Genomic DNA, 13,291 nt, shown 5'->3' with positions numbered 1-13,291 from the left:
CTTATTTTACTCCCTGACGGAACTCGGTGGTGAATTCCGGATCATACAGTTTCGAACGTTCATACGCATGATGTGTCACCACATCTCCAACGATGATCAATGCTGTCTTTGTAATTCCATGTGCTTTCGCAGTCTCTGCCAGTGTACTGACAGTACAGATGTAACTTTCTTCCTCCGGCCATGTTGCCTTGTATACAATTGCTGCCGGCGTATCTTCTTTATAACCGCCTTCTATCAACTGGCCTTCCAGCTTTTCCAGAAGTCCTGTACTTAAGAAAAGTACCATCGTCGCATTATGACTTGCAAACGCTGCAACCTTTTCCTTCGCCGGAACCGGTGTTCTTCCTTCCATACGTGTGATGACAACACTCTGTGACACCTCCGGAAGTGTATATTCCAGATTCAGTGCCGCTGCTGCCCCGCAGAAGGAACTGACACCCGGACAGGAATCATACGCAATTCCCAGTTCATCCAGATGATCCATCTGTTCCCGGATTGCACCATACAGACACGGATCACCTGTATGCAGCCGAACCGTCATCTTCTGTTCCCGGTCTGCCTGTTTCATCACTTCCAGAACTTCTTCCAGTGTCATCTTCGCACTGTTATATATCTCGCATGTCTCCTTTGTACTCTTTAACAGCCCCGGATTCACCAGTGATCCCGCATAAATCACCACATCAGCCTGCTCCAGATAACGCTGTCCACGGACCGTGATCAGATCTTCGGCTCCCGGACCTGCTCCCACAAAATGTATCATTTTCCGACTCCTTCCTGTCCTGCAAAGAACCTGCCACCAGCAACTTCTCCTGCATACTCTGGTATCTATTGTATATGTCGTTCTTTTCTGAATCTTTCTATCAGTTCTTCTGCTTTTTCTGTCTTTCCAAGGATTCCGTATACATTGGAAAACGTGACCACTCCCACCTGTATCTCTCCTTTCCCCCGGTAGTTCAGATATTCCTCCATACGCATCATGATTTTTTCCATAATGCGTGTTCGTTCTTCCTCGCTGCATTTCTCCAATGCATCATCCGTCGTCACACAGTCAAGAAATTCGACTGCCTTCTCTCCGGCAATTCCCGCTCTCAATGCGGCCGTGGCGAATAAATCCATCCGACAGTCTGCCCATCTGGAATGGGTATTCATGATTCCGCCGGATACCTTGATCAGTTTCCCGATATGTCCGACCAGCAGGACACCTTTACAATCCTGTTCTACCGCCATATCTATAGTCTGACCAATATAGTTACTACATTTTACCACATCATTTTCTTCTATACTATACTGTTCTTTCAGAAAATCCAATCCGTAATTACCCGGTGCAATGATCAGATACCTGTACTTTTCCGCAAGGCATACCTTCATCTCTACTTCAATGGTATCGATCAGCGCCTGTTCACTCATCGGATTCACAATACCGGTTGTCCCAAGTATTGAAAGTCCTCCTTCTATTCCAAGTCTTGGATTAAATGTTTCTTTTGCCAGTCTTGCCCCTTCCGGAATCGAAATCTCTACATCAATTCCACCGGTATAGCCAACCTCTTCACAGGCTTCTTCTACTTCTTTTCTTATCATCTGCCTTGGCACACGGTTAATTGCGGCTTCTCCCACCGGCTGATTCAGTCCGGGCCTGGTCACTCTTCCTACCCCGATCCCGCCATCAATATGAATCTGTCCTGTTTCAGAAAGCCTTACCTGACTGTAAACCAGTACTCCATTCGTGATATCCGGATCATCTCCGCTGTTTTTTTTGACCGCACAGGATACCATATCCGGCAATTCCCTGTCTGTATATTTTCTCTGTATATCCGTGATATCCAACTGCAGCTTTTCTCCCTGCGGCAGTTCTACCGACACCTGCTCTACTTTTTCACCTGTAAAAAGCATCTGCATTGCTGCCCTCGTTGCAGCCTGTGCACAGGTTCCGGTTGTATACCCTTTTGCTAATTCTTTTTTCGGCATATGGACTCCTTTCCATCAGGGAGCGAGGTTTTGGCTTTTTTAATATCCCCTGACGCAAAAATGGAGGACTGCAGTTTTCTACATTCCTCCACCAATTTTAGCGTTTTCATACTTACATGTCAAATTATCTGTATGACGGTTCTCCACTTATTCGTTACCATTTTTGTTCTTACATTCTTGTTCCCATGCTTTGATTTCACCGCATGCAATCTTCATTCCCGAATCTCCGGACGGCTGGGTCTTGAAGTCATCCGGCATCTCATGAAGTACGATTGTCCGGCCGGGTATCAACCGCTTAATGCATTAAATAGCAACTCTACTGAATAAACATCGCATCCCCAAATGAAAAGAACCGGTACCTCTCCTTCACAGCCTCTTCATAAGCCGCAAGCACGTGCTCCCGTCCTGCAAGCGCAGATACCAGCATGATTAATGTAGATTCTGGAAGATGGAAGTTCGTGATCAGACAATCCAGTACTTTGAATTTATAGCCCGGATAGATGAATATCTGTGTCCATCCACTCTTCGCTTCCAGATGTCCATTCTCATCTGCTGCCGATTCTACCGTTCTGCAGCTTGTCGTTCCGACGCAGATAACACGGTGTCCCGTCTCTTTTGCACGATTGATCTTCTCAGCCGCTTCTTCATCGATCATGAAGAATTCCGAATGCATATGATGCTCGGTAATCTCATCCACTTTTACCGGACGGAATGTTCCAAGCCCCACATGAAGTGTAACTCTCGCAATATCCACACCTTTTGCCTTAATCTCTTCCAGAAGTTCCGGTGTAAAATGCAGTCCTGCCGTCGGTGCTGCTGCCGAACCTGTGTGAGTTGCATATACCGTCTGGTAACGGTTCTTATCCTCCAGCTGGTGTGTGATATATGGAGGCAGCGGCATCTGGCCAAGCTGGTCTAAGATTTCTTCAAAAATTCCGTCGAAATCGAATTTGATCAGACGGTTTCCTTCTTCTACCACATCAATGACTTCTCCCATCAGAAGGCCATCACCGAAACTAATCTTTGCTCCGACTTTTGCTTTCTTACCTGGTTTTACCAGCGTCTCCCATACGTTGTTTTCTTTTCTCTTCAATAATAATACTTCAATTTTGGCATTGGTCTCTACTTTGGAACCAATCAGTCTTGCCGGAATAACCTTTGTATCATTGATTACCAGACAGTCTCCCTCATGCAGATACTCTGTGATTTCTTTAAATACATGATGGGAAAAAGCCCCGGTCTCCTTGTCAAGGACAAGAAGTCTGGAGCTCGAACGATCCTCAAGCGGATCCTGTGCAATCAGTTCTTCCGGCAATTCATAATAAAAATCCTGACGTTTCATAATTATGAATTCCTTTCCCTTTTATTCTTTACGTATCTTTTTCTGATATGTTTTCATTTACAGTTGCATTTGAAGCTATTTCTTTTTCTGATTTATTTTCTACCAGACGATAGCCATTATACACTGGTTTTCCCAGTTTCTCAACTACAGAACTCTGTGTATTTTCTGTTTTTTTCAATTCCCGTATCCCAGACTCTTTCATTTGGACATTTTCCTGCGTTTTTGACAGCTCACCCTCTGATGTCTGCTGTTTCTGCTCTTCTACATTTGGCTTTTCACATTCTGGTACAACTGTTCCCGGTTGCGCCATCCATGCTTTTATCTTCTTCTGATAGACCACTCTGGTATCACAAAGCAGGTCATGAAATCCACGTTTTTCCGAATCAATTCCTGCAACAATATAACCGATATTCACCGGAAGGCTACATAAGAATCTTCCAACCGTCTCGCGATACACCACATTGAACAGTGTCAGCTTCTCTTCCGGATTTTTTGAAACTACCCGGAGATTCATCGCTTTCTTTCCAAGTGTCGTTCCTGTCAGATAGGTAAATGCAATAAAATATAACACTTTCAGAGCATACAGTATGATATCTTTCAACGAATAATGGAACAGGATATCCGTTCCCGTTATCGCACCACCGCCAGCCAGTGAGATACCTGCAAATATCAGCCGCACGATCAGGAGGCCTGCAAATACTACCACACTGTCGATCATATAAGCCGCCATCCGCACCCAGAACCCTGCATACTCCAGATTCCCACTGGCACAGCAACTGTTCTGTCTGGCTAACTTCTCCTGATTATCGTAACTGTTCTGCATAGTACATCGGCACCCCGCTTTCTACACTTTTGGCGGTTTCCGTCAGAACCTGCGCTTCTGACTTCGGAACTAATGATTCTGCTTTGGAAAACAGCGACTGCAAAAGTCCTTCATCTGATTCCATCTCATAAAATGTAGATGTTCCAAGTTTTTTGCTCATTGCATCTTTCATATCCGGATACAGACTGATCTCATCGATCAGACCGTTGTTCTTCGCCTGCTTTGCAGTATAAGTTCTTCCGTCTGCCAGTTTCTTTACATCCTCCACTGACATATCACGGCCGTCTGCCACGATATTCACGAATTTCTCATAAGCTTCATTGATCTGATCCTGATAAATAGCAATCTGCTCGTCCGTAAATTTGCTGCTGTCCTTATTCTTTCCGCTCGTGATACTTACATAACGGATTCCAAGCTTTTTATACAGCCCGGACATATCATATCCTGACATGATCACACCGATGGAACCGGTCGTTGTATTCGAATTTGCATAGATTTTATCCGATGCCATAGACACCATATATCCACCGGATGCCGCATAATGTGCCATATAATCCCAGATCGGACGTTTTGTTGTCTCTTTATATTCTTTCAGTTTCTGATACAGTTCTTCGGATTCATAGACAGTTCCTCCCGGAGAATCTACATACAGAAGAATTCCTTTATTGTTAGAATCATCCATCAATTCATCGATATAATTCATCGTTGAATCATGCTGATATCCACTGGATGCCTCCAGTGTACTGCTTCCACTCTGTTCCTGGATCGTACCTTCTACTCTTACGATTGCAATATAATCTTCAGACGGTGGATTAAACTGATACGAACCTCCGAGATTAATTATATCATCTGCACTGTTCTGAAGCAGATTTTTTGAAATTGTATTGGTAAATACGCTGGCAGCACTGACTCCAACGAACAGTGCTGCCGCTACTACCAGACCTATGATTTGTTTTTTCTTCATACGTAATCCTCTTGCTCTTTTTACCGAGCTTTTATCTGATATGAATGAATGTTTTTTTATTTACGAAGTTCGATTCCCATACCCTCTAGTGCCTTTAAGATACGGTCCATAGCTGCAGATACATCTGCATCTTCCAGAGTCTTATCCTTTGCACGGAATACGATAGAATATGCAACAGATTTGAATCCTGTTTTAATCTGAGCACCTTCGTAAATATCGAACAGTGAATAGCTTTCTAGATATTCACCGCCCTTGCTTTCGATCACATCTTCAATCTGTCCTACCAGAATCTCTTTTGGCATTACCATACTGATGTCACGTGTCACTGCAGGGAATTTTGCAATTCCTGTATATTTACGATCAAATGTTGCTCTTGCTACGATCTCTGGCATATCGATTACTGCAATGTAGGCTCTTGTTCCGATTCCATAGTTATCTGCAACTTCCGGATGTACTTCTCCAAGATATCCGACTACTACACCATCATAAATGATGTTTGCCTGACGTCCCGGGTGAAGGAATGATTTTCCTGCATTCGGATCGTATTTTTCTTTCTTATGAAGTCCTACTTTATCGAAGAACTCTTCTACGACACCCTTCATAGTGAAGAAGTCGCCTTCGCCATACATACCAAGTGTGAACTGTACTCTTTCATCCGGCAGTTCTGTAAGTGGAAGTGCCTTTGGAAGATAAATGTTAGCCAGTTCGTATAATTTTACGTCTTTATTTCTTCTGTTATAGTTTGTTGCAAGTGATGTCAGCATACCATTCAAAGAAGATGTACGCATGATACTATAATCTTCTCCCAGTGGGTTCATGATCGGAATAGCCTTACGAAGATCAGAATCTTCCGGAATTAGAAGCTTGTCAAATACCTTCGGGCTTTCGAATGAATATGTCATTCCCTGGCTGAATCCGCAGAACTCAGCGATATCACGTGCAACCTGCTCTACTCTTAACTTGAATGATAATTTTCCTGTTGTAGCTTCTCCACTTGGAAGTGTGGTCGGAATGTTATCATATCCGTAGAATCTTGCAACCTCTTCCGCAAGGTCGGCGATGCGGAATAAGTCATGACGGAAAGTAGGTGCGATGACTTCGCTTGTCTCTTCATCGAATTCCAGACCGATCTTCTTGAAGTATCCGATCATTTCTTCTTTAGAAATGTCTGTTCCAAGCAGCTTGTTGATCTTTTCCGCATCAAATGGTACTCTTACAGGCTCTTTCTTCTTGCTGTATACATCAACCATTCCTCCGACAACTTCACCGGCTCCCATCTCTTCGATCAGCTGGCATGCACGGTCAATGGCTGCCTCTGCATTATTTGGATCCAGACCCTTCTCAAATTTACCGGATGCATCGGTACGAAGTCCGATCTTCTTGCTTGATTTACGGATGTTGGTTCCATCAAAGCAAGCTGCTTCGAATAACATTGTCTGAACATCGTCTGTGATCATAGAGTTTTCTCCACCCATGATACCTGCGATACCGATGGATTTCTTACCGTCACAGATCATCAGTACAGATTCATCCATCTCTCTTTCCTGTCCGTCAAGAGTTGTGAATTTCTCACCTTTTTCTGCAGTACGCACTACAATTTCTTTTCCTTCGATCGTATCAAGGTCATATGCATGCATTGGCTGTCCGTATTCTTCCATTACATAGTTTGTAATATCAACCAGGTTGTTGATCGGGCGGATTCCTACAGAAGCCAGACGTCTCTGCATCCATTTTGGAGATGGTCCGATCTTAATGTTCTTTACGATTCTTGCACAATATCTTGGGCAAAGTTCCGGATTCTTAACGGTTACTTTGATATAATCTGCTGCATTCTCATCATTTCCTGTTGGTGTGACAACAGGTGGATAGAACGCTTTATTAAATGTAGCTGCTGCCTCTCTTGCAATACCTACAACACTGAAGCAATCTACACGGTTAGATGTAATCTCATATTCTACAACGACATCATCGAGGCCAAGTGATTTGATCGCACTCTCGCCTACAACGGCATCATCGTCGAAGATATAGATTCCGTATTCCGGAGCCTCCGGATACATATCTCTGTTAGAGCCAAGTTCTTCGATGGAACACATCATACCATCACTTTCAACACCACGGAGTTTTCCCTTTTTGATCTTGATTCCGCCTTCTACACGCTGTCCAGGCTCATGTCCGCCTGCTACACGTCCGCCTGCTAATACAACCGGTACCTTGTCTCCCTCTTTTACATTCGGAGCGCCTGTTACGATCTGAATCGTCTCTGTTCCGACATTTACCTGGCAGATGATCAGTTTATCTGCATCCGGGTGTTTCTCAATCTTGTCGATCTGTCCGATCACGATCTTATCAAGATCTGCATCTAATTTCTCATAACCTTCGACTTTTGTACCAGACAAAGTCATTGCATCTGTATATTCCTGAGCTGTTACATCAAGATCCGGAACATACGCTTTTATCCATGATAATGAAGTATTCATTTATAAATCTCCTTTTCGTATTATTACTTGTGCTCGCTAGAACTGTTTTAAGAATCTGATATCATTTTCGTATAACAGTCTCATATCATCGATCTCGTACTTCAGAAGTGCGATACGTTCCAGTCCTACACCAAACGCGAATCCTGTATATTCTTCCGGGTCGATTCCGCACATTTCCAGCACATGTGGATGTACCATTCCGCATCCAAGAATCTCAATCCATCCGGATCCTTTACAGAAACGGCATCCTTTTCCACCGCATTTGAAGCAGCTTACATCCATCTCTGCACTTGGCTCTGTGAATGGGAAATGATGTGGTCTGAATTTTGTCTTTGTATCTTCCCCGAATAATTCTTTTGCAAATACTTCCAGTGTTCCCTTTAAGTCGGCAAACGAGATATTCTTATCAATGATCAATCCTTCAATCTGATGGAAGGATGGAGAATGTGTCGCATCAACTTCATCTGAACGGAATACACGTCCCGGTGACAGAATACAGATTGGGAGCTTGCCCTGTTCCATAATACGAGCCTGTACAGGAGATGTCTGTGTTCGAAGCACGATATCTTTATTGATATAGAATGTATCCTGCTCATCCTTTGCCGGATGTCCGTCCGGAATGTTCAGTTTGCGGAAGTTATACTCGTCATACTCAATCTCCGGCCCTTCTACGACTTCATATCCCATACCGGTGAATACACGTTCTACTTCTTCCAGTGCAATTGTATTCGGATGACGGTGTCCGACACAATTTTTCTTAGCCGGAAGTGTAACATCGATCACTTCTTTTTTCAGCTTTTCTGCACGGATTGCCTTTTCCATCTTTTCTTTATTTTCTTCCAGAACAGCTTCAATTGCCGCCCTTGTCTCGTTTACCATCTGTCCGACCTTCGGTCTGTCCTCCGGTGCAACGTCTTTCATACCTTTTAATACAGCGGTAAGTTCTCCCTTTTTACCAAGGAACTTTACACGCACATCATTCAGTTTTTCCGGCATATCGGCAGCTTCAATTGCCTTCAATGCTTCATCTTTGATGTTCTGCAGTCTTTCTTTCATCATTTTCTTCCTTTCTCCGCATATCTTTATATCAGCGTATGCTTTTTGGTATTAAAAAAGCCCCGCCCCAAAAGGGACGAGACATATAACCCGTGGTACCACCCTGATTCCCGTAAAAACTTTTACGGACACTCATTATTGCGTAACGTGCATCATACGGCGTTCTCTACTGTTATTTCAAGAACACAGCTCACGCGGGAAATTCATTTACCATCTGAACCCAAGGGAACTTTCAGCCTGTTGATTCCCTCTCTCTATCGGAAAATGGCTCACTACTTACACGGTCATTGCCTTTATCTCATAATACCTAATTATTGTATCATATGGCTCAGAGTTGTCAAGTCAGAAATTCTACCCCTGCTCCATATCCCGCAAAATCATATTTACTTCTCCGCCCAGCAGTAAGATATACATACAAAAATACAGCCACAACATGATCAATACAATCGTTGTCAGACTCCCATACATTGATGAAAATCCTTTAAAAATATCCAGATAGACCGAGAAAATCCAGGATACGATCATCCATCCGACTGCTGAAAATGCAGCTCCCATCAGCTGGATTCTCAACTGTACAATGTGGTTCGGCAGGAATTTATAGATCATCATCGTAAATACAAACAGTAATACCGGCGTGATGATTCCGCGAATCCGCATGATCTGATCCACCAAGCGTTCCATCACCGGATAGTGTTCCGTTACAAACAGATTCAACGTATTACCGAACACCGATAATACCAGTAGAAAAATGATCACAATTATAAATGCCACTGTATAAAAGGTTGCACGTATTCGCAAAATAATATAATTACGTGTCTCTTTACAGTCATAGACACAGTTCAAACCTGTCGTCAGTGCCAGCACCCCTTTCCCGGCTGACCAGAGTGCAACAATAATAGTCAGCGAGATGATTCCGCCGGACTGATTATAAACCTGATTAACGATCGATGTGATCAGACTGTCTACGGATTTTGGAAACACCTGAAGAACCGCTGTCATAACATCTGCCTTCGTAACCGGTGTATACTGTACCAATGTGATCAGCAGTAAAATGATCGGAATCATACTGAGCATAAAGAAATACGCTGCCTGTGCAGCATAGGCACCTACATGATCTTTTCCGACCTGTCCGGTTATTTCCATTACTTTATCATATAGAAACTTAACTTTTTTCATTCTTATCTCCCAAAATATTCGTCTCTATATTCTACCCGATTTTCATTTATTTGTCTATTAGAAATTATTCTGTTTCTTGTTATGTTTTTTCAAATACTTTTTCATTGATTATACTTATCATTCAATTGTCGTTCCTGGATAGAACATTTGCAGTATTTGCTGATAATTCTTTCCTTTTTTTGCCATTTCATTTGCTCCGTTCTGACTCATGCCAATACCGTGTCCATATCCACCGCCCTTAATCTTGAAGGTGTTTCCTTTCTTTTCTACTTTAAAAAAGGCACTCGGAAGAAGTCTGCTTCCCTTTACAGCTGTCCCGTCCTGTTTCTTTATCTCATATCCGCTTCCCCCCAGTGCTCTGCGGATCTTATTTTCCGTATCAACAACAACTGTTCCAAGATTTCCTGATACTTTTATCTGTAACGCTGCACCGCCCGGTCCGCTTTTCGTCACCTCCAGTGACTGCACAGTTCCTATATTCTTTTTTGTATTCTCTGCAATCATTTTGGACAATGTATTCTGATCTATATCTGCTTCCCACCGGTACCATGGAAGATTTCTCTCATAATCACCTGTCTGATCTTTCACTTCTACAGACTGAAGATATGCATTTTCTGCCTTCTCTTTCGTTCCCCACGCAGCCATCGTTGTTGTCTTTCCGCAGGAAGTCGAATAGTAATAGGCGGTTATAATATTTCCATTATATTTCAATACTTTTCCTGCCGTCTCCTGTACAGCCTCTGTTGCAGCTTGCTGCGATGCCGAATTATTATACACCTGGTAATCCGTACTGTCATTCACATGAGCCTGATATTCCGGATATGCATAATCCATAATCTGCCGGTATGCATAACTTCTTGCGCATATCGCCTGGGCCTTTAATGCTTCCTTCTGATATGATGCGGGCATCTCACTCGGAACCACTTTACACAGATAATTCTCCAGCGGAAGTTCATTTACCATCACAACCCCTTCTGATGTGGCATACAGATCCAACGCACCTGCATAAGACGGATTCCCGTAGCCCCGCCTAATACTGCGAACGGTTATCTCTCCGCCATCAATTGCCTGTATACGGATCTTTCCATTTTGAAATCCCGTATCTTCTTTTGTGATCTTAATTTTTTCATTTCCTGCAGTTTCTTCCAGGCCATCCTTCTTTTCAATTCTTAAGCCTCCCGCTGCACTGATTTCTACCTCTCTATGTACGATCTGCTGATATCCATCTGTCATGATCAATACCCGGATATTTCTCTGAGAATCCGCATCCTTTTCCGGGGTCTTGTCTTTACTTTCACTTTCTTCCTCTCTGTCTTTCGATGATACTGTTTTCCACAATTCTTCCCACCGGCTCTGAATCGATATTCCCGGATAGGACTCCTTCTTTCCGGCTGCATTTTTTTCTAACCCAGATTTCAGCCCTGTAATCAGACACAGCAGCAATAAAATCCATGCAATGTAGATGCTATAATGCCTGTTGTTCCGTTTCCGCACTTTATTTTCCTTTCTTTGACTGTCTTTCTCAGATCCGCTTACCTGAACCTGATGGCGATTTCAAAAAAAGACAGCCGTTAAAACGACTGTCTTTTATCTTTTGTATATTCCCCAAAATGCCGGTTCCTGTATTCTGACTCCTAGCACCCGCTAGGTGGGTATCCGCATCTGCTTTTCTGCCTTCCACTGCAAAGTCGATGGCCTGACATATTACAGAGATGTAAGACTCCCGTTTAAAGTATTGTAGGTTCAAAACTACAAGAGTATCGAACATTTCAGGTTTCCACTGCACTTATTATAACCCATTTACATGGATTTTACAACCCTTTACAATTGTCTGATTTTAATCAAATAGATAAGTGTCTCTTATAACTGTGGTCCTGCTGAAACTAAAGCTTTACCTGCTTCATTTCCTTCATATTTAGCAAAGTTCTTGATGAATCTTGTAGCAAGATCTTTTGCTTTTTCATCCCACTCAGCTGCATCGGCATATGTGTCACGAGGATCAAGGATTCCTGTGTCAACACCGGTAAGTTCTGTAGGTACTTCGAAGTTGAAATATGGAATTTTCTTTGTTGGAGCATTCTTGATGTCTCCGTTCAGGATGGCATCAATGATTCCACGTGTATCCTTGATAGAGATACGTTTTCCTGTTCCGTTCCATCCTGTGTTAACCAGGTATGCTTTTGCACCGCTCTTCTCCATCTTCTTAACAAGTTCCTCTGCATATTTTGTAGGATGCAGTTCCAGGAATGCCTGTCCGAAGCAAGCTGAGAATGTAGGTGTAGGCTCTGTGATTCCACGCTCTGTACCTGCAAGTTTTGCTGTAAATCCTGACAGGAAGTAGTACTGTGTCTGCTCTGGTGTCAGTACAGATACCGGTGGAAGTACTCCGAATGCATCAGCTGACAGGAAGATTACATTTTTAGCAGCAGGTGCTGAAGATACAGGACGCACGATATTTTCAATATGATTGATTGGGTAAGATACACGTGTATTCTCTGTTACAGTCTTATCTGCGAAATCAATCTTTCCATTTTCATCAAGTGTTACGTTCTCAAGAAGTGCGTTACGCTTGATTGCATTGTAGATATCCGGCTCAGACTCTTTGTCAAGGTTAATAACCTTAGCATAGCATCCGCCTTCAAAGTTAAATACTCCGTTGTCATCCCATCCGTGCTCGTCATCACCGATCAGAAGACGCTTAGGATCTGTAGAAAGTGTTGTCTTTCCTGTTCCTGAAAGTCCGAAGAAGATTGCTGTATTCTCTCCGTTCAAATCTGTATTGGCTGAGCAGTGCATAGAAGCCATTCCCTTAAGTGGGAGGAAGTAGTTCATCATAGAGAACATACCTTTCTTCATCTCTCCGCCGTACCATGTATTCACGATAACCTGCTCTTTGCTTGTGATGTTGAACATTACTGCTGTTTCTGAGTTCAGTCCTAATTCTTTGTAATTTTCAACTTTTGCTTTAGAAGCATTGTATACTACGAAGTCTGGCTCAAAGTTTTCAAGCTCTTCTTCTGAAGGTTTGATGAACATATTTGTTACGAAATGAGCCTGCCATGCAACTTCTACGATGAAACGGATTGCCATACGTGTATCTTTGTTTGCTCCGCAGAATGCATCTACAACATAAAGTTTTTTGTTAGAAAGTTCTTTGATTGCAATATCTTTTACTGCGTCCCAAGCTTCCTGTGTTGCAGGATGGTTATCATTCTTATATTCATCAGATGTCCACCATACAGTATCTTTTGAATTCTCATCAACTACGATGAACTTATCTTTAGGAGAACGTCCAGTATAGATACCTGTCATTACATTGACTGCACCAAGTTCACTTTCCTGTCCTTTTTCAAAACCTTCCAGTTCCGGTTTTGTCTCTTCCTCAAATAATAATTCATAAGAAGGATTGTGCACGATTTCCGTCGTTCCTGAAATGCCATACTTACTTAAATCGATTTTAGCCATCTTCATTTAACCTCTTTTCTTTT

At 42.8% G+C, this 13,291-nt stretch carries 10 protein-coding genes, 1 other RNA gene, 1 pseudogene and 1 other annotated feature; all 12 genes and pseudogenes read right to left on the bottom strand.

The window, feature by feature from the left end:
• Position 1: 1 nt before the first annotated feature.
• Entirely contained in the window at positions 2 to 760 is a 759-nt protein-coding gene (gene cobM, locus OCV72_RS01365; RefSeq protein ID WP_055281338.1) for a precorrin-4 C(11)-methyltransferase, read from the bottom strand.
• A 65-nt stretch (positions 761 to 825) separates the two neighbouring features.
• Positions 826 to 1,965 carry a cobalt-precorrin-5B (C(1))-methyltransferase CbiD gene (gene cbiD / locus OCV72_RS01360; RefSeq protein ID WP_055281336.1) on the bottom strand — a complete coding sequence of 380 codons (1,140 nt, stop codon included), beginning with the start codon at positions 1,963 to 1,965 and terminating at the stop codon, positions 826 to 828.
• 147 nt (positions 1,966 to 2,112) lie between these two features.
• Positions 2,113 to 2,253: pseudogene (locus tag OCV72_RS01355) on the bottom strand (superoxide dismutase family protein); the annotation flags it as partial.
• A gap of 28 nt (positions 2,254 to 2,281) precedes the next feature.
• The gene (gene queA / locus OCV72_RS01350; protein ID WP_022416223.1) at positions 2,282 to 3,307 is read right to left on the bottom strand and encodes a tRNA preQ1(34) S-adenosylmethionine ribosyltransferase-isomerase QueA; all 1,026 of its coding nucleotides are present in this window, start codon (positions 3,305 to 3,307) and stop codon (positions 2,282 to 2,284) included.
• Positions 3,308 to 3,335: 28 nt separating this feature from the next.
• Positions 3,336 to 4,130, bottom strand: a complete 795-nt coding sequence (locus OCV72_RS01345; RefSeq protein WP_055281333.1) for an RDD family protein — start codon at positions 4,128 to 4,130, stop codon at positions 3,336 to 3,338.
• A complete protein-coding gene (gene sppA, locus OCV72_RS01340) occupies positions 4,111 to 5,094 on the bottom strand; it encodes a signal peptide peptidase SppA (RefSeq protein WP_055281331.1) in 984 nt (327 codons plus the stop codon). The genes OCV72_RS01345 and sppA overlap by 20 nt, the downstream gene beginning before the upstream one ends.
• A gap of 56 nt (positions 5,095 to 5,150) precedes the next feature.
• Positions 5,151 to 7,571, bottom strand: a complete 2,421-nt coding sequence (gene pheT, locus OCV72_RS01335) for a phenylalanine--tRNA ligase subunit beta (protein WP_055281329.1) — start codon at positions 7,569 to 7,571, stop codon at positions 5,151 to 5,153.
• Positions 7,572 to 7,607: 36 nt separating this feature from the next.
• Positions 7,608 to 8,627, bottom strand: coding sequence for a phenylalanine--tRNA ligase subunit alpha (gene pheS / locus OCV72_RS01330; RefSeq protein WP_028086877.1), 1,020 nt, complete (start codon positions 8,625 to 8,627; stop codon positions 7,608 to 7,610).
• 69 nt (positions 8,628 to 8,696) lie between these two features.
• Positions 8,697 to 8,924 (bottom strand) — a binding site (T-box leader).
• Between the two features lie 54 nt (positions 8,925 to 8,978).
• A complete protein-coding gene (locus tag OCV72_RS01325) occupies positions 8,979 to 9,803 on the bottom strand; it encodes a YihY/virulence factor BrkB family protein (RefSeq protein ID WP_055281327.1) in 825 nt (274 codons plus the stop codon).
• Positions 9,804 to 9,920: 117 nt separating this feature from the next.
• Positions 9,921 to 11,297: a SpoIID/LytB domain-containing protein gene (locus tag OCV72_RS01320; RefSeq protein ID WP_242859183.1), complete on the bottom strand. Its 1,377-nt coding sequence runs from the start codon at positions 11,295 to 11,297 to the stop codon at positions 9,921 to 9,923.
• A 104-nt stretch (positions 11,298 to 11,401) separates the two neighbouring features.
• Positions 11,402 to 11,582, bottom strand: a non-coding RNA gene (gene ssrS, locus OCV72_RS01315) — 6S RNA.
• Positions 11,583 to 11,663: 81 nt separating this feature from the next.
• Positions 11,664 to 13,268, bottom strand: a complete 1,605-nt coding sequence (pckA, locus tag OCV72_RS01310; protein WP_055281515.1) for a phosphoenolpyruvate carboxykinase (ATP) — start codon at positions 13,266 to 13,268, stop codon at positions 11,664 to 11,666.
• Positions 13,269 to 13,291: the final 23 nt, after the last annotated feature.

It is taken from the genome of Dorea amylophila (genome assembly GCF_025567265.1).
GTDB lineage: Bacteria > Bacillota > Clostridia > Lachnospirales > Lachnospiraceae > Dorea_A > Dorea_A amylophila.
This window is presented reverse-complemented; position numbering and strand designations above follow the sequence as displayed.

What these genes read in the sequence shown, in the direction of transcription:
- cobM (WP_055281338.1), bottom strand. Translation starts at nt 760, where the DNA reads ATGATACATTTTGTGGGAGCAGGTCCGGGAGCCGAAGATCTGATCACG.
- cbiD (WP_055281336.1), bottom strand. Translation starts at nt 1,965, where the DNA reads ATGCCGAAAAAAGAATTAGCAAAAGGGTATACAACCGGAACCTGTGCA.
- queA (WP_022416223.1), bottom strand. Translation starts at nt 3,307, where the DNA reads ATGAAACGTCAGGATTTTTATTATGAATTGCCGGAAGAACTGATTGCA.
- OCV72_RS01345 (WP_055281333.1), bottom strand. Translation starts at nt 4,130, where the DNA reads ATGCAGAACAGTTACGATAATCAGGAGAAGTTAGCCAGACAGAACAGT.
- sppA (WP_055281331.1), bottom strand. Translation starts at nt 5,094, where the DNA reads ATGAAGAAAAAACAAATCATAGGTCTGGTAGTAGCGGCAGCACTGTTC.
- pheT (WP_055281329.1), bottom strand. Translation starts at nt 7,571, where the DNA reads ATGAATACTTCATTATCATGGATAAAAGCGTATGTTCCGGATCTTGAT.
- pheS (WP_028086877.1), bottom strand. Translation starts at nt 8,627, where the DNA reads ATGAAAGAAAGACTGCAGAACATCAAAGATGAAGCATTGAAGGCAATT.
- OCV72_RS01325 (WP_055281327.1), bottom strand. Translation starts at nt 9,803, where the DNA reads ATGAAAAAAGTTAAGTTTCTATATGATAAAGTAATGGAAATAACCGGA.
- pckA (WP_055281515.1), bottom strand. Translation starts at nt 13,268, where the DNA reads ATGGCTAAAATCGATTTAAGTAAGTATGGCATTTCAGGAACGACGGAA.